The sequence below is a fragment of the Actinobaculum suis genome, assembly GCF_900102025.1.
In the GTDB taxonomy this organism is placed as follows: Bacteria; Actinomycetota; Actinomycetes; order Actinomycetales; family Actinomycetaceae; genus Actinobaculum; species Actinobaculum suis.
Genome location: NZ_FNAU01000013.1, coordinates 11,812 through 36,921, shown reverse-complemented (window position 1 = coordinate 36,921; position 25,110 = coordinate 11,812). Strand labels below are relative to the sequence as shown.

Sequence of the window (25,110 nt, the reverse complement as noted above, 5' to 3'; positions counted from 1 at the left end):
TATGGCAACTAAACTCAACATCGTCGTTGTAGGTGCCGGTGGCAAGATGGGCATGCGTGTATCTCCGAATCTGCAGAACATTCCGGAGTACACCGTAAGCTTCGTAGATTCTGGCGAGCAGGGCCGTAAGAACGTCGAAGAAGCCGGCCGCACGCTTTCCGAACCGGCAGAGGTATTGCCAACTGCAGATGTAGTTGTGTATGCGGTACCGGATAAGCTGCTCGGCAAGATCACGGAACAATACGTGCCGCTGCAGAAGGAAGACTCTGTAGTTCTCACCCTTGATCCGGCCGCCGCCTACGCAAATCTTTTGTATATGCGGGAGGGAATCACCTACGTAGTTTGCCACCCCTGCCATCCTTCTCTCTTCCTGGAACGCACCACGAAGGAAGAATGGGCTGATACCTTCGGTGGCCAGGCCGCCGCACAACACGTAGTGGCAGCCATGCACACACCGTCCGAAAAGTGGCAACCAATTGCTGAAGAGGTAATTGCCAACCAGTTCGCGCCGGTAATTAAAGTGCACTGGGGTTCCGTACATGACCTCGCAGTTCTCGAACCCACTTTGGCTGAAACCTTGGGTTGCATGCTTGGCCAATTCCTGCGGGATGCCATTGACTACACGGTTGAGCAGACGGATATGAGCACCGAAATGGTAGAAGCCATGGCTTACGGACATATTTGGATCGCTTTGACCAACGGCCTGCGTGGTTCGAACCCCTTCTCCGATGCATGTTTGCTGGCAATGGACTATGGACGTGAAACCGTTATCAACCCGAACTGGAAGGACATTTTCAAGGACGAAGATCTAGATAACGTGCTTGCCAAGATGCTTGGTCTAGAAAAGATTGAACGCTAAGTAGCTAGCAGCTACTAAGGAAATATAAACTCCTGCCAAAGATGCGGGGTCTACCAGTGTGTTATGCACTGGTAGACCCCGCGTTTTTGTTTTACATAAATTTTCCCACTGGTACACCGATTTCCCTCTTCCCAGCAATCCGTCTTTCGAAATTAGATCCTTCCCGGACTACCCGCGACTGGGGGAAATTGCAAACATGTACAAAACTCAGGTGTTGAGATTCCTTGCCCTATACTCCCGTGCGTTCTGGCACCCACTCTGATAGCACTGTTAGAAAGGCAGGCTGGTTATGCATAACGGTGCAAATTCACAGCAAACCGCCACTAAAACCCCCTTTCTTAACTTTCGTTCACATTGCCTGCTTGCGTAAAATCGTAGATCCTATAGGATATATTTCAATGTGAGCGACGGCGCTCATGCACATCACTAGGGCGTGGAGATTAAAACTCGTTTTTACTTAGGGTTTACAGTATTTCTCTCGCTCGCTCTTCAAAGACTTTCGTACGTAGCCTGACGATTTCAGGTTTGGGAGGTACAAAATGACTCAAAAAACTGCCTCGGCGACAAAAACACCAGATCCGCGTTTAGTCTCTTCCGCTGTATCCAAGGCAAGTAAAAGACTTATCCCCGTCCTGTTGATAATGTACGTTATTGCGTTTATCGACCGGACAAATATTGGCTGGGCACAAAAAGCTTGGGAAGCAGATGCCGGCATTTCCACGGCTGCCTATGCTTTCGGTGCCACATTATTCTTCATTGGGTACGCCGTATTTGAAGTGCCTTCCAATCTGATTATGCATAGGGTCGGAGCGCGCTGGTGGATGACTCGGATCATGATCAGTTGGGGCATTGTCGCGATGGGATTCTCCCTGGTTAATGGCGTCACCAGCTACTACATTCTGCGATTCCTGCTGGGCGTAACAGAAGCAGGGTTCTTCCCGGGTGCAATCGCATATATGACTTATTGGTTCCCCGCCGCCAGACGAGGTTGGGCCACCGGCCTGTTTTACATGGGGTTACCCCTGGCAAACATGATCGGCAATCCACTCTCGGGAGGCTTGCTAGAAATGCATGGCTTCCTGAATCTGCAGGGTCACCAATGGATGTTTATTGTCGAAGGCGCTCTAGCCGTCGTCTTCGGCTTCTTTGTGCCTTTCCTTCTAACAGACCGTCCGAAGGACGCGAAGTGGCTTACACCCGAGGAGCGCAACGCGCTAACACGGCAAATTGAACTCGAAGAGGCGTCGAAGGAAGAAGCTGAGCCATTACACTGGACGAAGGCTTTGATCCACCCACGGATTATCTACTTCTGCCTTATCTATTTCTGCATCCAGGCTTCCGTCTACGGGCTAACCTTCTTCTTGCCCCAGCAAGTAACCACGTTTACCGGCCAAAGCGTAGGATTTGTTGCTTCCCTGATTACCGCTATTCCCTGGGCAGTTGCACTCATCGGCGTGCTTATTATTCCCGGATTAGCAGACCGCACGGGCCGTTACGCGCTCGCAACAGGAACCATGCTTTTCCTTTCTGGCTTTGGCATTGCCATATCCGCCTTCAATATTCACAATGCAATCCCATCCCTTATCGGGCTCTCGATTGCAGCTATCGGCTTCGTATCCGCCCAGCCAATCTTCTGGCAGCTGCCAACCCGTTATCTTTCGGGAGCGGCACTCGCCGGCGCAGTCGGGCTTATCAATGCCATTGGAAATCTGGGCGGCTGGGCTGCACCGAATCTGCGCGTATGGGCCTCTGAATCCGTATGGGGCACTCCTGATGCTCCAAACGAAACCGCTGGGCTTCTAGTTCTGGCGGCCGCTGGATTCATTGGCGCCCTGCTCGTGCTGGGCCTGCGGCTATTCAAGGCTTCCCCACAAGAAATCGAAGCACAGAAGATCGCACAATCTCTGGTCGATCACGAGACACCCGCAGTGGAAACGCAATCCAGCGCTACGCCCACAACCCAATTCGCTGATTCACAACCTGAAACAGCCCCAGCTTCGCCCCAACCGGGCGAGAACCGATAAAGAAAACACCATTAAGTAGGAGTAGAACTGAAATGACAGCCATCGCTAGTACATTTCCGGAAAAGTACACCGCAGTAGTTTCCGGATGCGGAGCACCCGCAGGAATCGGACGCAGGATTGCTAAGCGACTTGCACAAGAAGGCGCCAATTTGGTGGTCGTGGATATCCTTGACGACGTCGTCGAATTTGGAAAAGAACTACAAAAGGAGTTCCCGGACCTAAAAATCGAAGGACGCACCCTTGATATTACGGATGAAGAAGCAGTAAAAGCTCTCTTCGACTACGTTGACGAAAACTTCCCGCCTCTAACCGGACTCGCCAGCCCCGCCGGGATTGCCGACCCCACACCGCTAGTGGAAACGACGGTGGAAGGTTTCAACCGCACCCTCACCGTAAACATCACCGGTACGATGCTGATGATGCGCTATGCGGCAAACCTGATGCGCAAGACCGGGGTGGGCCGAATCGTCAACTTCTCCTCGATTACTGCATTCGATGGCGGCGGCACGTTCTCCAAGATCGCCTACGCCGCGGCCAAGGCAGGCGTTATCGGATTAACCCGTGGCGGCGCTCGCGAACTCGGCCCAGATAACATTACCTGCAACGTGCTCTGCCCCGGACCTATCGACACCGAAATCATGGGTGGAAAGCTCACTGATGAGCGCAAGGCAGGAATGTCTTCAAATATTCCGCTCGGCCGTGTTGGCCAGCCCGAGGAAATCGCAGCTGTAGTCAACTTCCTGCTCTCCGAAGAGGCATCGTTCGTAAATGGGGCCACCATCAATGTTGATGGCGGCAAGCACATGCGCTAACAGATGCTCCACAACTGATTTTTGTACATAATGTTTTGACGATTGAAGGTTTATTGTGACTTCTTACACCGCCGATACGTGGCCAATTGCGGCCAAGATGAATTTTGGGCCCCTCACGGAAGAGGGAACGCTTACGGTTGATGCCGGAGAGCGGGTATGGCAAGACCAAATGCTACAAGTAGCTGAATTTGGTTTTGACGCCATGGACCCGATGGATGACTGGATTCCGCTCGCAGATCTTGACGACCAACAGTTCGCACTTTTCCAGAAGGTTGCCAAGGATAACGGCCTGTCGGTACCCGCGGTGTCTATCGGCCGGCAGAGCGTGGTAGATGTGGATCGTGGCGCGGAGAACGTGCAAATGATCCACCGGACCATAGAACGCGCAGCCGAGCTGGGTGCCACCATTATCAATATTGGGTTCCAGCAGGCTCTCACCCAGGCACAAAAAGATGCACTGTGGTTCTGGCTTGCCGATGGGCACAAGGATGATCCGAAGCTTCGTGACCTCGCTATCGAACGCGTGCGCGAAGTCGCCGATCATGCCCAAAAAGTTGGCATGCAGGTATCTCTCGAAATGTATGAGGATACTTATGTGGGAACCCCGGACGATGCGGTTTCTTTCTACAAGGATGTGGACCATCCGGCAGTGGGCCTCAACCCCGATATTGGGAACTTGATCCGGCTACATCGCCCGATGGAAAAGTACGACGTAATGCATGAAAAAGTGTTCCCGTACGCAAACTACTGGCATGCCAAGAACTACATTCGCGATGAAGATCCGGCTACCGGAAGTTATATGTCTGCCCCGGTTCCGCTCGAAATCGGCACCATGAACTACCGTCAGCTCATTCGCCGCGCTATCCAGCTCGGCTTCAACGGGCCCTTCATGGTAGAACACTACGGTTCGGATTGGCTTGCCGTCGGCGCCGCCAACCGCGACTATATTCGCCAAGTATTGCGCGGTGCTCTGCGCACTTTCCGCGATCAAAAGTAGAGGGCCAAGGAAACAAACGGGACCTAGTTATCCTAGTGGGCCTAGTTGACTAGGCCGCTGGGTACTACGCAAAACCAAGCCAGCCGGTCTGCGTGCTTCAGTACGCGGGCCGGCTGGTTTTTATTCTTCTTCGTCTATGATTTCGGCGTCGTGCTCGGAACGCAATAAAACGTTCTGCAAGTGGGTACACATAGCATCCGCCACGGCGCTTTCATTGCCGCTTTCGAAAGCTTTCACGATACGCGCGTGTTCTTTCACCGCGTAGCGCCCATCCGAAATGCCGCTTCCCACAGTCTGCCGCATTCGATGCACTTGGAAAGAAAGCGAATTTACTGCCGCTTCCAGGTAGCGATTATCGGCATGTTGCAAAATCACTTCATGAAATTTCCAGTCCGCGTCAAAATACCGCAAGATGAGCTCGAGATCCGCATCGTCGCCGTACTTTTCCATGAGATCCACTGTTTCCCGGTGCGCCTTTAATGCCTCGTTCAGATCCGCAATTAGCGGGCCTTCGCTATTCAGCGCCTTTTTCGCGGCCGGTATTTCTAGGAGCAACCTGGTTTCCACCAGGTCGTTTACTTCTTTCTTGGTGAGCTGTTCAGCCACCCGATATCCGCGCCGAGCTTCCCGACGCACCAGCCCAGTCCGCTCCACTTCCACCAACGCTTCCCGCACGGGCGTTTGCGAAATCCCGAAAACGCGCGAGAGGCCGTCAATACTTAGCGAATCCCCAGGGGCGAACCTGCCGGCGATAAGGAGTTTGAGCAACTCGTCATAAACCTTGTCACGCAGGGCAACATTTTCGCCCTGTAGATCAATTTTTTCTAGGCTTTCCGATGCCACCGTATTCCTTCTTATCTCCCTGAAGCTACCCTAGGAATTTCCGCGCACGTAAACCGGCAGGTGCCCCGCGGCGGCCGCAGGACTACATACAAGCTTACCGCTTGTTAACACAATCAATCGCGAGGTGGAACATTCCCGGTTGGTTACCTTATCTATCGTACTAAGAAAGAAGGGTGGGAGTCCCGAGACCTTCGGTGTGGGATTATGCGAGATTACGCGAGATCATATCCCCGCTCTTTAGCTTCTTCGCGCCAGCCCGGTACCGGGCCCACTTCTTCTTCATATGCGGCTAGGTCGGCGAGGGCTTGTTCGTAATCAGAATCGTCTATGTGCCGGAGCACGCGCGCCGGCACTCCCACCATAATTACATTCGCCGGAACGTCGCGCATTACTACCGCGCCAGCGCCAATGATCGAGTTCTCTCCGATCGTCACGCCCGGGCCTACCGTTACCGAAGCACCCAGCCACACCCCATTCTTGATGGTGATCGGCGCACCATATTCGAGCCCGCGGTTACGAATCGCCGGATGAATCGGATGAGAAGCCGTTGTAAGCGTGACCCGCGGGCCGATCATCACGTTATCCCCAATGGTTATCGGAGCTACGTCCAGGAACACCGAGCCGACGTTCACAAAACAGTTCTCCCCGAAACTCGTATTTTGCCCATAATCGCAGTAGGTAGGCGGGCAGACCCGCGAAGACCGCGGCAGATGCCCAAACAACTGCGAAGCTTGCGCATACACTTCCTCTTCGCGATGCGGGCTCAGCAGATTCAGCTGTTCTTGATGCGCGAGGGTCCGCTGGCGCACCCGGGCCATAAAAGGATCATCGGCGTTGTAAAGTTTGCCGGCCACCATCCGCTCCCACATTGGTGAAGGGGTGCCTTCAGGAAGGTCTCCCCGTTCAGTAGCATCGCCCTTCGGGGCAGGCGCGCTACCTTCGGGAAGGTTTCTTGTTCCGCCAGAACGGTGAGGTTCCGGTTCCGCGTAGCCATGAGGTTCCGTGTAGCCGTGCGGTTCCGCGTTCTGTGCCGGGTTAAAACCCGGTGCGGCATCGGGTTGCCTTGTCATGAGCTCCATGATGTCACATCCCGACGCCGCACAACTCCCGGCGAAGTACAGCTTCGTCACCTGCTCGCCTAAGCTCCGGATCGGTTACGGAAGGACGCCACTATGTTTATGCGCCTACATGCTACCGTTACGGATCCAAGTCCCGCGCCAACCCGAAGCTTCAAAACGTCAGCCGGGCGGGGTTCTACACTAAAGTAGTGTCAATATTGAAGGCTGTAACCACTCCGCGTAGCTCCTCCTTCGTCAAACCTCCCCCGGCGTTTTCACCAAGCAAACGGTGCCGGTAATAATAGGTAGCCCCAGCTTCCAAATACTCAACCTTATCCACCGCATCCATAGGGGAAATATCAGAACGCACCATAAGCCCGTGTTTGGCCCAGATGGTCATAGTATGTTTCCGCAGCCCCGCAATATTCGCTTGCCCGAGTTCTTCCCCGCCCGGGATCATAAAGGGCAAGAATTTTACGCCCGTCGGCACCTGAATAATAGTTTCCGCCTCCCACCGGAAAATTGCCTCGTTATATGCCTTGTCATTCGAGAGTTCCGGCAGGTGAGAGAGAAGTGTTAAATACGGCGGCTGCCCATGCACCAGCACATGATGCTCCACTTTCCGGCGGGCAACCTGATCTGCGTGTACCCCCAAATGCGAATTGAATTCCGAGGTCGGCTTGGTGAAAGTTGCTTGCGGAGCGCGGCGCCACACCGCGCGCCTGCCCGTTGCATCCGGAATCACCGCCGAAACGATCTCCTTCGGGCGGTCTTTAATCTCCCGCAAACGGCACCCCGAGCCGGTAACAAACACCGTCCAGCCAGCCAGCTCTGGAACTGCCACCGGCAATTCCAACTCGCCCACTACGGGAAATATTTCTTCCACCCCTTCTGGTTGTTTCTTGCAGGCAACCGATATGTTTCCTGCACCCGCTTCTACTGCCGCCAAATGGTCCAGCCGTGCACCAGCCGCCCCCATTTGTTCCAAAATCTCACTCGTTGTGGATGTGTACGTCATTTTCTATTGCTTTCTATTTGTTTATTTAGTAGGTGTCGGTTGTAGTAGGTATCAGTTAGTTTTGTGACCACGTAGCCTTCTGACGGTCGGTTTTCTAGCCGGTAAACGGTGTCGCCTATCGCATGAACAATCAGCCAACGAGACCATGCCGCCGTCGTGGATAATCGTCCATCATGATCACACTTTGGTGTGATTAACCGACCTGCGCTTTTACGAAACTATGGTTCGTAACGAATAGTTGGTACCGAGCGGGCAATCAGATCCCGCCGCGTTTCCGAGCCTGGTGGCAGCGCTCCAATGGCCTGTAGTTGCACCGCTATATTCCCCATCACCGTGGCTTCGGCAGGCCCGGCGATTACGGGTATTCCCGTTACTTCCGCGGTGAGTTGGTTGAGGAAGCTATTCTTGGAACCTCCACCAACGATGTAGATCTCCCTTATTCTCTTTCCAGTTAGCTTTTCTGCCTGCTGGAACGTTTCTTTGTACGACGCCGCTAGGGACTCACATACACAACGGAAAATCTCCCCGCGGGTAACCGGCACTGGTTGCCCGGTTTCCTCGGCCATGGCCGCAAGCCTGCGCACCATCGGGCCCGGGGCGAGCAGACGCTGATCGCTCATATCGAGGATGGTGCGCCCGGCAGGAGCCCGGCGAGCTTCGACTGTTAGTTCCTCCCAGTTATTGGTAACTTCCCATTCACGGGCACATTCTTGTGCCACCCACAAGCCCATAATGTTCTTGAGATACCGGACGGTCTTATCAACCCCCAACTCATTGGTGAAATTCGCAGCGCGGGAAGCTTCACTCAAAACCGGCTCTTCTAATTCGCATCCGACCAAAGACCAAGTCCCGCTGGAGATAAATCCAAAGGTTTCCCCGGTCTCATAGCGCTGTGTGACAGGGATTGCGGCTACCGCGGAAGCTGTATCGTGGCTTGCCACGGCCACCACCGGTACCTGTTTCGAACCGGTCTTCTCGCCACCACCGAGCCCATCAGGAATATTCCCAATAATGGAGCCCGGCTCTACCAGTTCCCCAAAATATTGGCCGATGTTCTTCCCGGTCAGCTCTTGTACCTTCGTAGCAACTCGCTGGTTCCAGTTCCGCGTCCGCGGATCTATCATCCCGGTTGTAGAAGCATTTGTTACTTCACAGCCGCGCGTACCGGTTAGCAAATACGCCAACAGATCTGGCAACAAAGCCGCCCATTGGGAGGCATCTGCCGTAGCCAGTTCGGTATCTGCTACCAGCTGGTAAATAGTGTTGAACGGCTGGAATTGGGTGCCAGTTTCGCGATACAAAGCTACTTCGTCAAGCGCCTCATGTACCTGTTTCACGGCAGCTTCCGTGCGATCACTACGGTAGCTGTAGGGGTAACTCAATAACCGGGAATCTGCCCCAAACCTGCCGTAATCCACGCCCCAAGTATCTATGCCCACGGCATGAATGGGCCCCGCCTGGGCCGCAAGCTTAAGCCCGCGGCCCACTTGCGCCCACAGATAGAGCACATCCCAAAACAGTTCGGTGTTATTACTTACGGCTTGCGTACCCCTCCGCGGATCCGCATCCTGGTAATTTTCCCGGTTGCTATCTGTTTCCGGTACGCGCATGGGCACGGCTCGGTTCGGAAATCGATGGCATTCTTCCAGGTGGATGCGTGTACCGTCATAAACCCCTACCATCACGCGCCCACTGGATGCGCCCAGATCAATTCCGGCCACGCGCCACGTTGTCATAAGTCTTTCACTCCCCATTTCTTCGCGCTTTTGCGGTGCTTTAGGCTCCCCAGCTGGCCTGGGTGCCACCAACGCGTTCTTGCGCGATCTTCTCCAGATACCCGGACTCTTGGAAAGCACGCATTGGATCGGGGTTCAGCCCGCGCTCTTCCCGCCACTGCGCGAGCATGGGCCGCACATCCGTGTAGAAAGCATCCATGAGTACCTGGTTAGCACCCAACACGTCGTGTTCCGCTTGCTTCTGGCGGAGCAACTTGTGATCCACCAGCAAAGCTTTCGCGGACATCTCCTGCACAGTGAGAGCCGAAAGGATCTCACCCGGGATTTTCTCCTCGACGTTATGGCACTGGTCGAGCATGAAGTTGACGCCTGAATCCTTATCCAAAGCACCTTGGCTGACGATTTCGTGCATAATCCGGAAGAGCTGGAACGGATCTGCCAAACCGACTATGAGATCGTCGTCGGCATAGAAACGCGAATTGAAATCAAAGGCGCCCAAACGTCCCGCCCGCAAAAGTTGCATCACAATGAACTCCACATTGGTGTTCGGTGCATGATGCCCGGTATCAAGGCAGACCACGGCGCGTTCACCTAAAGCCTGCACCTGTACTAACGCGGTTCCCCAATCCGGTACGTCCGTGTGGTAGAAGGCCGGTTCAAAGAACTTGTATTCGAGTAACAGATACTGGGAGTCAGAAAGATCCGCGTAAATTTCTTCCAGGGACCGCGCGAGTGTATCTTGCCGGCGCCGCATCGAATCTTGGCCCGGGTAATTCGTGCCATCTCCCAACCAAATCTTCAAGGTGGAAGAACCCGTTTTATTCATGACGTCGATGCACTTACGATGCGCGTCTACCGCCTTTTGCCGTACACTTTCGTCACTGTTGGTGAGGGATCCAAATTTGTAGGCGTCGTCTTGGAAAACATTCGAGTTGATGGTGCCGATTGACACTCCCTGCTCTTTTGCATAGTTTTGGAGATCTTCGTAATCATCAACCAAATCCCACGGAATATGCAGGGATACCCGGGGAGTGATGCCCGTGTACTTGTGCACCTGCGCCGCATCCGCAATTTTTTCGTACGGATCACGCGGCGTTCCCGGGGTGCCATAGACTTTGAATCGCGTTCCCGAGTTTCCAAACGCCCAGCTCGGCAATTCAATTGTTTGTTCATCTAGGAGACGCCGTTGTTCGGCGCTCAGATCTCGCAATGCCACCATTTTTATCTAACCTTTCTGGCCTTCCGGCCTTATTTTTCTTGCCCGGACGCGGAACCTTCTTTGGCTCCTGCTGATGCCGGTAGCTCGGTTTCCTCGTGCTGTAGCAGTTCTTCAGATACAACGTGGCCGTAGCGCTCAATTTCGATCTGGCGGAGCGGCTTGCCTTGCGTCTTCGGGGCGCCAATTGTGCCGACAAGCAAGGAGACCAAGAGGAAACCAATAAGAATGAGGCCATTGATCATGAGACCATTCGGCTTGAGAAGAATGACCGGGAAGATCAAGGAAATCAGTCCGGAAGCGAGCCGGACCAAGAAGAACACGATCCCCTGTGCGCCGGCCCGGTAAGGCGTGGCAAAGAGTTCTGGGGACCATACTGCGTAGAAAGCTTGTGCCGAGGGGCCAGCGGAAAGGCCCCATACGATCGCGTAGAAGAAGGCTACCCAGCCTTGATCCGAAGGGCCGAATACGAGCCCGATCCAGGCGATAATCGCCAAAATTCCACCAATGAAGTAGTGGATACGGTAAGGAATTCGATCCACCAGGAGCATAAAGATTCCCGTAGATATAACCACTACTCCCCAGCTGAGCATAGAGAAGAGGTCCGCCTGGATAGTGTTATAGCCCATCGAGTTCAAAATAGTGGGCAGGAAAATACCATTCTGTGATGCTGCTTGGTTCCAGCAGGTATAGATGACTGCGAGGAAAAGCAGCGCCGTAACATTAGCTCGGTGCGAGAAAAGCAGGCGCATAGAGCGGAATACCGATGGTGATTTGGCTTCCTCACCACCCTTAGACTTCTGCCAAGCTGCAGATTCCTCGAGCCCCTGCCGGATATACCAAGTAATTAGCGCAATTACTACGAGATGCGCGAAGATAATCCGGCTTCCTAGCAGCCCCAGCGGGGCCAAGGCCGCAGCCAAGCCAAAGCCGATAAACGGCCCCACCGACCAAGCCAGCTGAGTAGCGCCAATATGCCGCCCGCGTTGCCCCGTGGGCGCGAACTCGGCTACATATGTCCAACCGGCCGGCACTGATGCGCCTACAGCCAAGCCAATAATGATGAACCCAGCAAAAAGCATGCCAAGGTTACTCGCGAAAGTAATAATCAAGCCACCTAGGGCATAAATAAGTAAATCCCAGGTGTAAATCACCTTCCGACCATATTTATCGCATAGGGGTCCGCCAATCAGGGCACCTACGGCTGCCCCGAAGGCGTTGGAACTTACTGCCGCGAGCCAGCCCGCAATTGTTCCATCATCTCCCGGAAAATACGCGGCCTGCCAGAAACCTAGCGAGGTCGCGATCGCAATAATCGATCCCGAATCAATGTAGTTTGACATTGAAACCGCGGCGGTAGCTTTCCACCCACGAAGCGGTTTCTTCTTAGTTAGAGACACCATCGCCTCCCTTATCTTTTTCTTAGTGATTGCCAGTTAGGGAAGATAGAAATATTGGGGCAGTACTTTGTTGGTACCGCCATTGGGTTGCACAAAGTACTGCGCCATTTCTGCCTGCCAGCGCGTGTTAACTTCCTTTGCCGCCATCGCGCGGTCTGCCTCAGCTACGTCTTCAGCTTCGTAATATCCCACTACCATGCCTGTTTCTACCTGCACGAATAGCGAATAATTCCGCCATCCCGCCTCCGTGAGGGCCTGGCGCATTTCCGCCCACACTGCCTGATGGACATCTAGGTATTCATCCAAACGCTCCGGTTTCACTCGCAAAAGGAAACACCGGCGGTGCGAAGATTTTTGAGATGTACTATCAAGAATCTGGCGGGCGCGTTTTTCCACGGCATCTTTGCCCATGGCATTCACCTCTTAGATTTTCCTGCCCGATGAATCGTTTCACGTGAATCGATTCATTTGAACTATAGGAGCCGCGATCAAGAACTGTCAAGGCTAGAATTATTGGATTAGCAGAACATCTAGACGTGACCTGCACGGGTGCGGATTTATCAATCGCGCCTCGAATTGGCGCGGTACATTCCGTGCAAGCCGCGGTTTAGCCTCCGCGCCACAGCTGGTTGCGCGTGATTGGGGAGAATATGAGTTCCGGAAAAACACGTAAACGCCGTGGGCCCAGTATTAACAAACCACGTATCAAAGATGTTGCGAAGCTAGCCGGGGTTTCCGTGGGCACCGTTTCAAACGTGATAAATAAGCGCGAGTCGGTAGATCCGGAACTCGCCCAACGCGTGGAAGAGGCGATGGCGGATCTGCACTATCAGCCTAATGTGGCGGCGCAATCATTGCGCCGCGGGGTTGGAAATATGGTCGGAGTGATCGTACTTGATATTACAAACCCCTTCTTCTCTGGCGTGGTTGCTGGCATCGAAAACCGTTTGTCCCCCGAGAGGCTTCTGGTAGCTGTCTCTTCTACTGGGGAGGATTCCCGGCGCGAGCAGGAAGTTCTCAAAACATTTGCCACTTATAAGCCGCGCGGTATTATTCTCACGCCCACGAGTTCTATGACGGATCATATACGCTCGCTGCGCGATTCTGGCATCCCTGTTTTGCTCCTAGATTCGCGTCTGAAGAATCCCGAAATCCCTTCTATTGCGGTAGATGACTTTCAGGGTGCATACCTTGCGGTCGAGCATTTGGTTGAGCTTGAGCATCGCAATATCCTGTTTATTTCAGGACCGAAGTCTTTGCGGCAAACCCGTGACCGGCTCAGTGGCGCTTTATCCGCAATCGAATCTTCCGGGCATTCACGGAGTTCCCAAAGTAGACAAGTGAGACTTTCGCATCTGGAGATTCCCCGGTTCGACGCCGCTGAAGCCCGCGTGGCTGTGCAAGATCTGCTCAAAAAATGCGGCTTGCTTCCCTTCTGGGACGCTTCTACGCCCAGCTCCGCGGACGGTTTCGCGCAGTTACCAGCAAATTTCCCCACAGCTTTCTTCTGTGCTAGCGATCAGATAGCTTTCGGCGCTATGACGGCCCTGCGCGACGCCGGAGTGCGTATCCCGGAACAGGTTTCACTCGTGGGTTTCGACGATATTCCTATCGCCGCGCAGACTTCGATCCCACTCACCACCGTCCGCCAAGATACGGAGAAGCTTGGCTACGAAGCCGCAGATATGCTCCTCACTGCGGAGGAAAAAATAGAACATCGCACCCTTATGCCGCAGCTCGTGGTCCGTAAATCCACTGCACCGCCGCGCCTGATCCGTGCTTCCACGCGGTCTTAAACAAGCGGCTCTTCAGGTTGCGGTTCCTCGTAGCCGTGAGGTTCCGGTTCCGCGTTTTGCGCCGGGTTAAAACCCGGTGCGGCATCGGGTTGCTTTGTCATGAGCTCCATGATGTCACATCCCGACGCCGCACAACTCCCGGCGAAGTACAGCTTAGTCACTTGCTCGTCTAAGCTCAGGTCACTTGCTCGCCTCCGTTCAGAAAAGACTGCGGAACTGTTAGGAGGGGCCGCTACGGTTGCGTCACTTCGTCAATACTCACGAGGCGGCGTGGTTCGCCGCCGGCGGGGGTGGCGGCGTCGTCGAAAAGTATGCGTGCCTGCACGTCATACACGGTGGAAATGATTTTCCCGGTCACGCCGGCCGCGTCCACGTAAGCGAACTCGCGCCCTTCGCGCAAAAACAGAAACCGGTTGCAGTAACGTAGCGCGAGGTTCAAATCATGTAGTACGACGACGGCCGTAAACCCCCGCTCTTGGGCGAGCCGGCGTACCAATCCCATCATTTCGTATTGGTTTTTGGGGTCGAGATTGCTGGTGGGTTCGTCCAGGATGAGCACTTTTGGTTCTTGTACGAGCGCGCGGGCCAATAATACTTTTTGTCTCTCGCCGCCGGAGAGTTCGGCCAAGCGGCGTAGGCGCATAGCGGTCATTCCCACTCGGTCGATCATGTCTAGGCATAGTTGTGTATCTTTTTCGGATACGGCCCAGCGAATGTATGGTTTGCGGCCGAGCATTACCCAGTCGTATACCGTCATCCGGGAGATTGGGGTGTCTTGCGCTACGTAGGCAATGGTGCGGGCGATTTCGGCGCGGTTGAGCGCGGCTACGTCTTTCCCGGCGATCCGGATTTTACCGCTGCCGGGTGCGGGCGTGCGCAGGCCGTTCAGGCAGGTTACGAAAGTGCTTTTACCGGCGCCGTTTGGCCCGAGCACGGCCACGCATTCCCCACTTCCGGCGCTTAGTGAAACTCCGCGTAATACTTGGTGGCGGCCGTAGGCAAAACGAATATTTTCAGCTTCGATCATTACGTTCGTCATTCGTTGAAACCTCGCCGTAGCAGCAGATACAGGAAAATCGGGGCGCCCACAATTGAAGTAATCGCGCCGATTGGCAAAACCGTAGGAGCGATCAGCGTGCGCGAAGCTACATCGGCCAGCAAGAGTAAGGCGGCCCCGCATAGCGCCGTCGCCGGGATGAGGAAACGGAAATCGTTACCTACCAGGCGGCGCATCATATGCGGCGCAATCAGCCCAATAAACCCGATCACTCCGCAAAATGCCACGGAGATTGCAGAAATGAGCGCACAAATCGCCAGGCTTACGGGGATGAGTACGTCAACATTTACGCCGAGGCTTTTCGCGGTGGCGGTTCCGCTTTCTAGCGCGTTGTAATTCCACATGTTTGCCATAAAGAATATGAGTGCTGCGGCGAGCAGGGCGGCGATGAGCCCGATTTGGTTCCAACTGGCCCGGCCTAGGCTCCCGAAAGTCCAGTAGACCACGGAGGCTACCTGTACTTCGTCGGCAAAATATTGCACCAGGGAGGTGCCGGCGTTGAAAACCGCGCTCAGGGCCACGCCCGCTAAGACCATGGCGGTGGGCGAAACGCGGCGCATTCGCGAAATGGCGAGGATGATCGCCGTGGTGCCAATCCCGCCCAGAAAGGCGAAAGTGGCCACCACGTAGGAATTACCCACGGAAACCGCGGCGCCGCTTGGCGAATTAATCTGACTGCCGGCTCCGAAGTAGATGATTGCTACCGCTGCGCCAAACCCGGCCCCCTGGGAAACACCCAGGGTGGAAGCGGAGGCCAGCGGATTGCGGAGCACGCTCTGCATGATCACTCCGGCAACTGCCAAAGAGGCGCCGACGACGATCGCCAAGGCCGTGCGCGGTAAACGCAGGTTCCACATAATCGTGGCTTCGCGGCCACTATCTCGGTTGGTTATCCCCTCCCAAATTTCGGCGATGCTCAAGCCCGAAGAGCCCGCCTTGAGCACGAGGCCGGCCGCTAATAAGACCGCTATGGCCATGCCGATTAGCACTACCACTTTGCGGGCAAAATAGCGGCGAATATCGGCGTGCGGGTGGGCGGCGGGCGAAACTGCTTCGGAACGGGTTGCTACCCGCGCGGCAGGATTCTGTGCCGCTTCTGCTACTTGCACGGCGTGGGCAAGTTCGGCCGCTTCGGTGGGCGCAGCGCCGCCGCAAGCTGGTGCCCGGTTTTCCGCGGGCTTACACCAATCTTCTGGGTGGTGTTTGCGCCCGGAGCGGCGCCGCGCGGCACCAGGCTGTGCGGCGGGCTGGTTTTCCGGCGCCATTTTATGCACCGATCTTCAGTTTGCCGTAGGTAAGCCCGGCTTCTTGCATTTCGGTGAAGAAATCTTGGCCGAGCATTTTCTCCATAATTTCGCCGGCCTTTTCGGCTAGCTCTACGTCCGCGAACTGTTCGGGGTAAAGCACCTTGCCCGCATGATAAGCATTGATCAGGTGGTAGGTAACATTTGGCCCCATGTGGTTACTGGAGGGCATGGTGTAAACCTCGTCGTTTTGTACGGCTCGCAAGGATTCAAAGTATTCTGGGCGCGCGCTGTATTCTTCGTTCACCAGGTGCATACTCCCCGGATCCAGGAAAATAACTTCCGGATCCCATTCTGGGATTTGCTCCCAATCGAGTTCCACGCCCATCGCACCTTGCTTGTACTCTTCTTGTTCTTTGAGTACATCGGCCACATTATTTGCTTGGACGGCATTGAAGGGCGGGAAATCAAGATAGGTGTAGGCAAATCCGTGTTGGCCGCTCCAGGTTACGGCACCCGTATAGGCCCGCTTTTTCTTTTCTTCCGGTACATCTTTTACGCGGCCGGCAAGGTCTGCTTTGATTTCCGCAATATAATCGGCGATTTCTTCCGCCCGTTCTTCCCGATCCGTGATCTCCCCGATTAGGCGCAAAGAATCTTCAAATGCAGTATCTTCAAAGAATCCGACCGTCTTGTAGCGGATACTCACTACCGGGATACCGGTTTGCCTTTGCAATTCGTCAGCGGCTTCCTTATCGAAACCCGCAAAAATAACATCCGGTTGTAGCTCAATAATTGGTTCGGCGTAAGCATTATTCACTCCGCTGCCGCCGCCCTTGCCAATTGACGGTAGGGCGCCCAATTTTTCGTGGTAGACCACGGAATAGTCGCGAAGCGCTTTGGCTCCTTCCTGATCGCAGTCTTCGGAGCCCACTAAGTTATCCACAAGTTCCATGTAGGAGATCATGCGCGGCCCCATGGAACCAACCGCAACTATATTTTCAGCTTTTGTTGGCACTTCCACCGTGCGTCCCACATTGTCGACGACGGTGCGCGTACCGCTCTCCGCGGTTTGCGAATCGCTTGTTTGCGCGGATTCCGCACCATTTGTGGCCGTACCCGCGGTATCGTTTGTGGATTGTCCACAGCCGGTTATTGCGAGCGCTAGCCCGCACAACAGTGCAAGTAGACCATTCCAGGTTTTTCGTTTCATTTCTTTAGTCCTCCGTTAGGTGCGCCTCGTTACGTGCGTCTTTTATTCCTCCATTAGGTGCGCGGTGGCTGCTTTGCCATCAACCCGCCAGGCCGCGAGTGCGAAGCGCATTTCGTGGTGAATTTCTACGGTTTCGGTAGGGCTAAATGCGGCATCAATCGCGGCATTAAAGCCCGGGCCGTACTGTTTGGCGTGCATAGCCAGTTCGCGTTTGATTTCTTCCCGCGTGTGGTGGCGCGTGGAAACATCGTGCCAGTAAGTCAGTTGGGGGCGCCGGCCGCGCGCCAAGAGATCGCCCACTACCTGGGCGAATCGTGCCTGCCCCGCGGAGGTATCTTGTGGAACCGGGGTAGGCAGGTGTTCCAATATCGTTTCCAAGATATCCACATGCTTGTATATGGGAGTGGCGTACACGCACCAGCGGGTGGAGAGCGCTTCCATGCGAACGGCGTCGTCACTACTTTGGATGGCCGGGCACCGGTTAGCGATTACGACGTCGAACTTCCTCGCGCCCAGCGCCCCGGCATCCTCACTTTGCGCCCCGGCACTATATGCCCCGGCATCCTCACTTTGAGAATCTGCATCGGCACTTTGAGAAGCTGCATCGGCACTTGAAACCTGGGGCGCGGCCCAGTCTTGGTGAATGAACTCGAGGTTGGGCGGGCAGTCACGGCGAGCGAGGGCAATCATTTGCGCGGAGGAATCTATCCCTACCCCGCGAGAAATCGGCTCCTGCGGGAAACGTTCGTTGCGCGTGGAATTTTTACCGCCGGCGAGCTGTTTGAGATGCCAGCCGGGGCCGCAACAAATATCGAGCACGCTTTCCCCGCCTTGGATAATCTGCAGGTTTGCCAGCGATTCGAGTAAATGGTCGCGTTCGCGGGCTTCCAGGCGTGCCAAGAAAGAGTCTGCCAAACCGTCCCATGGTGTGGTGGGTGGGGGTGAGCTTGGTGAAAATGAGCTTGATGAAAAAGTGTGCGGCGAATTCTGCGGCCCAGTGGGCAGCGCAGCGTGCGGCGATGCCGCGAGGTAATCATTGTGCATGGAATCCTCGTCGTCGATTTTCTACTGGTAAGTGGGGCGATCGTGGACTAGAAAGTGGTGCGAAAAGTGGTACGAGTTGCTGGAAGGCAGAAAGCTGGCGAGGGGCCCCACGTGTTTTGGAGCCCCGGCCGCGGTTATCTGTTTTGTATGGTTACAATCCAGCTTTTGCATACCGGGTATTGGCACCGGATCCCCGTGCCCGGTGCCAATACCCGGAGTGCTCTAACGCAACGCGAGTTCCCAGACTCTCGAAAATCTACCGCGTGGCACGCTTGCGAATAGCGCTCGCAAGCTGAGTGTACAAACCAAGCAGGCGACCCCGGTTTGCAAACCCGGCTCGGCAGGCCTGCAAACCCCGCACGGAAAAACATGACTGCACAAACGGACCTACAAGTCATGTTTCCCCAAACGCGACTGCAAACCGCGCCTACAATCCGACCTCGCAACCGCGCACGCAGACCTTCGGGACACGCAGAATCTAAGAACTCTGACCGTTATGGCTCGAGCGTACCCGAAAAGACTACGCGAATCAATTGACTGATTGAACGAGGTTGTGGAAACGCAACAAATCACAAATCCGGACGCGCGGGTTAGCGCGCAGGGCCCCTTGAGGTAGCAAAACAAATTGGCTTACCTACCACAGCAAACCGGCCAGTTTCGGCGTCATTGTTTCCAATGACAGCGAAACTGGCCGGTTGCGTTGTATTTATAACCTACTAGCGGTGCGGGTAGCCGCGCTCACCAATCGGCTAAAATCCCTGTTCAATCCGGTAGTACACCTGGTTCCACCGCAGGGCATCCTGGTATTGCTTCACTTCGGTGTTTTCATCAATCTCTGCTAGTTCGATCCCCGCAATATTTGCGAAGGCTCGCCAGGCTTCAATACCCACTTGGGTGGTGAGCACCGTGTGGTGGGCGGCGCCGGAGGAAAGCCAGCACTTCACCGAGGTTTCAAAATTGGGAAGCGGGCGCCACACGGCCCGTGCCACGGGCAGATTCGGAAGCGGCTCATCCGGATCCACCACTTGTACTTTGTTTGCAACCAACCGGAAACGGTCCCGCATATCGCTCATCGCCACTACCACGCCTTCAGCTGGAGTGGCGGTAAATACCAGACGCACCGGATCTTCCCGGTCGCCGATTCCGAGCTCGTGGATCTCCAGGCGCGGCTTTTCCTGCGTAATGGTCGGGCATACTTCCAGCATGTGCGCGCCGAGGATCTTTTCTTCCCCGGGCACCAAATTGTAGGAATAGTCTTCCATCAAGGAAGCTCCACCGGGCAGGCCGTAACCCATAATCTTGGCAATGCGGATCAGTACAGCCGTCTTCCAATCACCTTCCGCCCCAAAGCCATACCCATCGGCCATGAGCCTTTGCACTGCCAACCCCGGAAGCTGGCGTAAGGCGCCGAGATCTTCGAAAGTATCCGTGAAGGCACCGGCATCGTGAGCTTCCAAGAAGCCACGCATTGCGATCTCGAGTTTGGCACCGTAAACCAGAGAATCATGCCGTTCCCCACCTCGCCGCAATTCCGGTTGCACCTCGTACAGTTCTTCGTACTCGGCACACAGCGCTTCCGCTGCGGCGTCGTCCACCCTGCTCACGGCCTCAACCAGGTCATTTACACCCCAAGTATTAACGGAAACACCCAAGCGAATTTCGGCCTCGGTTTTATCACCTTCCGTCACGGCAACATTACGCATATTGTCGCCAAAACGTACCAGATTCATGTTCTGGGCTGCATCCCAACCGGCTGCGGCGCGCATCCACACGCCCACTTCGCGCTGCACTTTTTCATGCGTGTAGTGACCCACTACAGTGCTGCGTCGCACGCCCATGCGGGTCAAGATATATGCAAATTCTCGGTCTCCATGCGCTGCTTGGTTGAGGTTCATGAAGTCCATATCCATGCGTTCCCAGGGCATCTTTTCATCAATCTGGGTATGCAGATGCAATAGCGGTTTACGCAAAGATTCCAAGCCGCGGATCCACATCTTCGCTGGGCTGAATGTATGCATCCATGCAATCACGCCCACCACTTTCTCATTCGTGCCAGCTTCTAGCATGGTCCGCAAAATCGCCTCGGAAGTAGTAAGTACCGGCTTCCACACTATACGGATCGGGGTGTGTGAAGATTCGTCTAAGGTGCGGGCGATCGTCTGCGATTGCGCCGCCACTTCTTCTAAGGTTTCCGGTCCGTAAAGAAACTGGGATCCGGTGAGGAACCAAATTTCCTTCTCCGCAAATGGGTTGCGCATTTTTCGCTCCTTTTGTTGTTAGTTTCGGTGCGGGTTTTTAGTAGGTTTTAGGATTTGCTACAGAGTTAGTTGCGTGTACACCCTGCATACCAGCAGGTTTTCCCTTGGAAGTTTTGTCCGGGTAAAGATGGCAGGTAGCCTCGCACTGCACAGCTACCCGCATAGCTACCGTCTCCCTACTATTGCCCGTAGACATTTTGGTATCGGTTATAGAGTTGTGTAATTTTTTCGGAGTCGATCGGGATCAGTTCCCCACCTTGGCGGGCTATATGCACAGTGCGTGCCACTTCTTCCACCATGGCCGCCGCTTTCACCGCCGCCGTCGCATCCGCGCCAATGGTAAACGGCCCGTGGTTTTGCATCAGCACCGCCGGCGAACGCGAATCGCGTAACGTCTGCACAATTCCCCGCCCAATCGAATCGTCACCAATCACCGCAAACGGCCCCACCGGAATGGACCCACCAAACTCATCAGCCATCATGGTGAGCACACAGGGAATCTCCTCCCCGCGCGCCGCCCACGCCGTGGCATAAGTGGAGTGCGTGTGTACGACCCCGCCTACTTCCGGCATATGCCGGTATACGTACGCGTGCGCCGCGGTGTCCGACGAGGGTGCGTATTGGCCATCCACCAACTGCCCATATAAATCGCACACCACCATATTGCTTGCCGCAAGTTCGTGATACCGCACCCCGGAAGGTTTGATTACCAGTAAATCCGCGGAACTCGGTTCGCTCCCGACGACGACCCTCTGCGAAACATTCCCTGCCGTCCACACCACTAGGTCATATCGAGTAAGTTCCCCGTGAAGTTCTGCCACCTGCTGGCGGGCCACTGCAACTTTTTCTTGTACCGCGGGCGAAAATGCGGTAAGGCTTTTGCTCGCGGTATACCCTTGCGCCTTCGCGCTCATATTCAATTCCTCCACATCTAGGCTGCTATTACCCGTTCCGCGATTGCGTTAACCGCGGCTTCTTGCACCGGCAAAGCCTGCCGATAGGTCTCCAAAAACTGCGCGAAACCTTCCCGATCAGTGGCAGAGGGAGTAATCGTCGTGGCCGAAGAGGCCGCAAATACCGTCCCAGAAAGGAACTCTTGCAAACGTTGGCCGGCATCGCTCTGCCCCGGATCTGCACCAAGCGCAGAGGTACTGCCCCGCACTGTCGCATTTTCCCGGGCGGCAAAGGCAGCCAAAATGGCCATACCCCAGGCCCCGCCTTCGGCGGCACCTTCAGCAACCGTGATCGGAGTATCGGCCGCCGCCGCGAGAAGCCTTTGCGCTACTCCGGGCGTTCTAAACACCCCGCCATGGGCGGAAAGCACATCTAACTCCACGTCTTCCGTAGCCAACACTTCTAAACCCAGCGCCAGTGCGGCAAAAGTCGAAAACACTTGCGAGCGCATGAAATTCGGTAAGGTAAACACGCATCCGGGAGCGCGGAGTACACCCGGGCGGCCCGATTCCAAACCAGTTACTGGCTCGCCCGAGATATTGTTGAAGGCAAGCAACCCGCCCCCATCAGGTGCACCCTCCAACGCGAGTGGCAAGATACGCCGGTAGACGGCGTCAGGATCTGCTATCTCTCCACCGAGGGCCTCACCTACTTCTCGGAAAAGATCCATCCACATTGCCAACTCATCGGCACCGTTATTACAATGCACCATTGCTACCGGTTCTCCAGTAGGCGTGGTGACCGGGTCGATTTCGCGGTGAACCTGACGCAAGGGACGTTCCAGTACGGCCATGAGGAAAATCGAAGTACCTACCGAAACATTGCCAGTACGTGGCCGTACCGCATTTGTTACCACCATCCCGGTACCCGCATCGCCTTCCGGCGGTGCACATAACACCCCCGGCTCCAAAGTGCCACTCGGATCCAGGAAGGCAGCTCCTGAGGCAGTAAGCCGGCCGGCTTCCTCCCCAGCCAACAGAACTTGCGGAAGTAACTCGCCCAGGGGCTTGCGTGGCACTGTTACCGGCGCGCTACCAGCAAGGTCTGTTATCAGCTCCTGGAAGCTTGCTAATAGCTTTGGATCGTAGCCGGCGCCGTTTGCCGCGATCGGAAACATTCCGGAAGCGTCTCCCACCCCGAGTACCTTGCGGCCCGTGAGTTGCCAGTGCACGTAACCGGCCAATGTGGTTAGGAAGTCAATGCGGGAAACGTGTTCTTCACCGTCCAACATTGCTTGATAGAGATGTGCCACCGACCACCGCATCGGGATATTCACCCCGAATCTTTCGGTCAGCGCTGCCGCGGCCTGCGCCGTCGTTGTATCGCGCCAAGTACGGAAAGGCACCAGCAGTTCGCCGGCAGCGTCGAAAGCAAGATAGCCGTGCATCATCGCCGAAACACCGATCCCGGCAAAACTTCGCGGGGCCACCCCATAACGTTCCTCACAACTGGCCAATAGATCCGCATATGCAGCTTGCATACCGGTTTGTACGCTGGCTAACGGGTAACTCCAGTGCCCGTCAACTATTTCGTTTTCCCATTCATGGGCACCGGTGGCCAGTGGCGTGCCACTTTGGCTTACAATGCAGGCTTTAATTCGGGTGGAACCAAATTCGATTCCCAGCGAGGCTTGCCCGGCGCTAATTTCTGCGGCCGGGCCAGGCCTTTGTATTTCTTTCACCATTGAAACTCCCTGAAACTCCCCTTCGAGTTCCCGCGTTCTAAAATCCAGGGCCGGCGCAATAGACCGTTGCGCATACACCCCTCTTGGCGTGGTTATTGCCTGGCGGCAGGCCACGTGAAACTGCGCTTACCAGCGATTCGATTAGAAATCGCGGCTGGCGGGGCACTATGCAGGATTTTTAATCCCGCACACCCGCCTGTTTGTTAGCGCTCACACCTCGGTTTTAACCGATGATGCACCAGGATCTAGAAAAATGCAAGCGCTCATTTCCGTCCGATTTGCGCAGCGCTAACACTAGAATAGATTTTGAGCACCACGAAAACCGGTTTTACGGCGCGGAGATTTCGCGAAAGCTGCCCTTGGAATTACCTCAGGTTTTCCTGCCGTAGTGGCCCAAAGCTTTCACTCCAACCAAACGGCCATCTTCTACACCGAGCTGTGCCGGGCGAGCTGCGGTGAGACAGCATTTAGGAGCATATGGTTTCGAGGCATAGGCAACTCGCTCTTGCTACACACTCATGGTGCTTCGCGTGAAAGAATGGAGGCACATTTGTGCCCAAATCAGCGCCAGGAGGCTCCATGCACATTCAAGGTCCGACGCCGCACGCCGGTTCTCGTAATTCCGCGTCCGGAGGAGGCAATCCAGCCGTTGTGGACGCTGGTAATTCGGCCACTACGGAGCGTACAGCGCACGATTCAGCCGGTTTCATTTCGCCGGCCGTTGCCGGCCCTATGCGGCAAGCCTCGGTTGGTATACCTGCCGGCGGGAGTGCGGCCACGATTTTTGCTGGGGAGTATAAAACCACGGTTGGGAGCGTAGGCGCCACTTTGCGCGAGCTTTGCTATGGGGAACGGGATTTGATTGTGCCCGTGCCGCTTGATTTAGTGCCGCCCGCTTTTCATGGCGCCATCTTGGCCCCGTGGCCAAACCGTATCGATGCCGGCCGCTACGAATTTGCCGGCCAGCACTACCAGGCGGCAATCAACGAACCAGAACGCAATAACGCCAGCCACGGCCTAGCTTGCTGGCTGAACTGGGAACTCATGGAGATTAGTGGTAACTATGAGCTACGTGGATTCGTAGAACCGGGCGGCGATCGCGGTGCTACGGCAACGCCTGCTGACACCTCTCCTACTGGTACCCCAACTAACAGCGCGGTTGTGAATCCGGCGAAAAGCCATATGGTCTGGCGGGCAGTGGTCTCCGCGCAAGAGGCTTATCCTTCCGCTTTGGAGCTACTAGCAACTTTCACACTCGATGCGACTTCCGGCCTTACGTGGCAAGTTACGGCCACCAATATTGGGACCAAGGCTGTTCCTTATGGAATTGCTACACATCCGTACGTGCGCGGCGGTACGGGGACGGTAGACGATTGGAAGTTGGAACTTCCAGCCAGCCAGGTTCTAGAAACTACCCCGGACCGGCTTTTGCCACGGGCTCTGCATGATGCGGCAAGTTTTGCTGGCGGAGCCTTTGATTTCCGTGCTGGCAAAGCCCTAGGAGGTTCCAAGATCGACCACGCCTTTACCGCTCTGTTTGCCAACGGCTCGGAAACGGCCGCAGCTGCACTCGAAAATAGTTCAAAAGCTAAGCCCGGTACCCCTGATCGCAACGCACCGGCCATCGCAAGCGCCCGCATCATAGACCCACATGGTCAGGGTTGTCAGGTGTCCTGGGATGTCAGTGCATTACCATGGGTGCAAGTTTTTACGGCGGATCTTGGCAAGCCAGGCTTCCCCGATCGGACCGGAATTGCTATTGAGGCAATGACATGCCCGGCAAATGCGTTCAATAGTAAAATTGGACTCGTACAGCTCGGGCCCGGTTCACGGCATACAGCTACCTGGAATATCGTAAGTTTCAAAGGGTAGTTACATGTAGCTACTATCCAGATGC

20 protein-coding genes are annotated in these 25,110 nt (G+C 55.2%); 6 read left to right on the top strand and 14 right to left on the bottom strand.

Going from position 1 to position 25,110, the window contains the following annotated elements; all coding sequences use genetic code 11:
• Window position 1: 1 nt before the first annotated feature.
• The 4 genes from BLT47_RS07260 (at window position 2) to BLT47_RS07245 (ending at window position 4,692) form a co-directional block, all read left to right on the top strand.
• The gene (locus BLT47_RS07260; RefSeq protein ID WP_074663278.1) at window positions 2–859 is read left to right on the top strand and encodes a phosphogluconate dehydrogenase C-terminal domain-containing protein; all 858 of its coding nucleotides are present in this window, start codon (window positions 2–4) and stop codon (window positions 857–859) included.
• A 539-nt stretch (window positions 860–1,398) separates the two neighbouring features.
• The gene (locus tag BLT47_RS07255) at window positions 1,399–2,883 is read left to right on the top strand and encodes an MFS transporter (RefSeq protein ID WP_083330158.1); all 1,485 of its coding nucleotides are present in this window, start codon (window positions 1,399–1,401) and stop codon (window positions 2,881–2,883) included.
• 32 nt (window positions 2,884–2,915) lie between these two features.
• The gene (locus tag BLT47_RS07250; RefSeq protein WP_074663272.1) at window positions 2,916–3,695 is read left to right on the top strand and encodes an SDR family NAD(P)-dependent oxidoreductase; all 780 of its coding nucleotides are present in this window, start codon (window positions 2,916–2,918) and stop codon (window positions 3,693–3,695) included.
• A gap of 55 nt (window positions 3,696–3,750) precedes the next feature.
• Window positions 3,751–4,692: a sugar phosphate isomerase/epimerase family protein gene (locus BLT47_RS07245; RefSeq protein WP_256332578.1), complete on the top strand. Its 942-nt coding sequence runs from the start codon at window positions 3,751–3,753 to the stop codon at window positions 4,690–4,692.
• Window positions 4,693–4,812: 120 nt separating this feature from the next.
• Here BLT47_RS07245 and BLT47_RS07240 read toward each other — a convergent pair whose 3' ends face one another.
• The 7 genes from BLT47_RS07240 to BLT47_RS07210 form a co-directional block, all read right to left on the bottom strand.
• The gene (locus BLT47_RS07240) at window positions 4,813–5,535 is read right to left on the bottom strand and encodes a GntR family transcriptional regulator (RefSeq protein ID WP_049620433.1); all 723 of its coding nucleotides are present in this window, start codon (window positions 5,533–5,535) and stop codon (window positions 4,813–4,815) included.
• Between the two features lie 212 nt (window positions 5,536–5,747).
• The gene (locus BLT47_RS07235) at window positions 5,748–6,605 is read right to left on the bottom strand and encodes a sugar O-acetyltransferase (protein WP_256332577.1); all 858 of its coding nucleotides are present in this window, start codon (window positions 6,603–6,605) and stop codon (window positions 5,748–5,750) included.
• Between the two features lie 184 nt (window positions 6,606–6,789).
• A complete protein-coding gene (locus BLT47_RS07230; protein WP_074663269.1) occupies window positions 6,790–7,611 on the bottom strand; it encodes a class II aldolase/adducin family protein in 822 nt (273 codons plus the stop codon).
• A gap of 218 nt (window positions 7,612–7,829) precedes the next feature.
• Window positions 7,830–9,347 (bottom strand): rhamnulokinase, encoded by a 1,518-nt coding sequence (locus BLT47_RS07225; protein WP_074663266.1) that lies wholly within the window; start codon window positions 9,345–9,347, stop codon window positions 7,830–7,832.
• A gap of 40 nt (window positions 9,348–9,387) precedes the next feature.
• Window positions 9,388–10,566 (bottom strand): L-rhamnose isomerase, encoded by a 1,179-nt coding sequence (gene rhaI, locus BLT47_RS07220; RefSeq protein WP_065415461.1) that lies wholly within the window; start codon window positions 10,564–10,566, stop codon window positions 9,388–9,390.
• Between the two features lie 29 nt (window positions 10,567–10,595).
• The gene (locus BLT47_RS07215; protein ID WP_074663263.1) at window positions 10,596–11,966 is read right to left on the bottom strand and encodes an MFS transporter; all 1,371 of its coding nucleotides are present in this window, start codon (window positions 11,964–11,966) and stop codon (window positions 10,596–10,598) included.
• Between the two features lie 33 nt (window positions 11,967–11,999).
• The gene (locus BLT47_RS07210; RefSeq protein ID WP_049620439.1) at window positions 12,000–12,374 is read right to left on the bottom strand and encodes an L-rhamnose mutarotase; all 375 of its coding nucleotides are present in this window, start codon (window positions 12,372–12,374) and stop codon (window positions 12,000–12,002) included.
• A gap of 239 nt (window positions 12,375–12,613) precedes the next feature.
• Here BLT47_RS07210 and BLT47_RS07205 point away from each other — a divergent pair, with 239 nt between their 5' ends.
• Window positions 12,614–13,759 (top strand): LacI family DNA-binding transcriptional regulator, encoded by a 1,146-nt coding sequence (locus BLT47_RS07205; RefSeq protein WP_074663261.1) that lies wholly within the window; start codon window positions 12,614–12,616, stop codon window positions 13,757–13,759.
• A 232-nt stretch (window positions 13,760–13,991) separates the two neighbouring features.
• Here BLT47_RS07205 and BLT47_RS07200 read toward each other — a convergent pair whose 3' ends face one another.
• From BLT47_RS07200 to BLT47_RS07170, 7 genes are all read right to left on the bottom strand, one after another.
• Window positions 13,992–14,798, bottom strand: a complete 807-nt coding sequence (locus BLT47_RS07200; RefSeq protein ID WP_218122558.1) for an ABC transporter ATP-binding protein — start codon at window positions 14,796–14,798, stop codon at window positions 13,992–13,994.
• A complete protein-coding gene (locus BLT47_RS07195) occupies window positions 14,795–16,081 on the bottom strand; it encodes a FecCD family ABC transporter permease (protein WP_083330157.1) in 1,287 nt (428 codons plus the stop codon). Before BLT47_RS07195 ends, BLT47_RS07200 begins: the two co-directional genes overlap by 4 nt.
• Before the next feature lies 1 nt (window position 16,082).
• On the bottom strand, window positions 16,083–17,273 hold the full coding sequence (locus BLT47_RS07190) for an ABC transporter substrate-binding protein (protein WP_074663258.1): 1,191 nt from the start codon (window positions 17,271–17,273) through the stop codon (window positions 16,083–16,085).
• Window positions 17,274–17,315: 42 nt separating this feature from the next.
• Window positions 17,316–18,188 (bottom strand): class I SAM-dependent methyltransferase, encoded by an 873-nt coding sequence (locus BLT47_RS07185; protein ID WP_176764504.1) that lies wholly within the window; start codon window positions 18,186–18,188, stop codon window positions 17,316–17,318.
• Between the two features lie 878 nt (window positions 18,189–19,066).
• Window positions 19,067–20,575: an L-arabinose isomerase gene (gene araA / locus BLT47_RS07180; RefSeq protein ID WP_049620424.1), complete on the bottom strand. Its 1,509-nt coding sequence runs from the start codon at window positions 20,573–20,575 to the stop codon at window positions 19,067–19,069.
• Window positions 20,576–20,754: 179 nt separating this feature from the next.
• Window positions 20,755–21,489 (bottom strand): L-ribulose-5-phosphate 4-epimerase, encoded by a 735-nt coding sequence (locus BLT47_RS07175; protein WP_065415469.1) that lies wholly within the window; start codon window positions 21,487–21,489, stop codon window positions 20,755–20,757.
• Window positions 21,490–21,506: 17 nt separating this feature from the next.
• Complete coding sequence (locus BLT47_RS07170) at window positions 21,507–23,213, bottom strand: FGGY-family carbohydrate kinase (RefSeq protein ID WP_074663318.1); 1,707 nt, start codon at window positions 23,211–23,213, stop codon at window positions 21,507–21,509.
• Window positions 23,214–23,792: 579 nt separating this feature from the next.
• On the opposite strand from BLT47_RS07170, the gene BLT47_RS07165 reads away from it, so the two are divergent.
• Window positions 23,793–25,085, top strand: a complete 1,293-nt coding sequence (locus BLT47_RS07165) for an aldose epimerase family protein (protein WP_074663252.1) — start codon at window positions 23,793–23,795, stop codon at window positions 25,083–25,085.
• Window positions 25,086–25,110 lie beyond the last annotated feature (25 nt).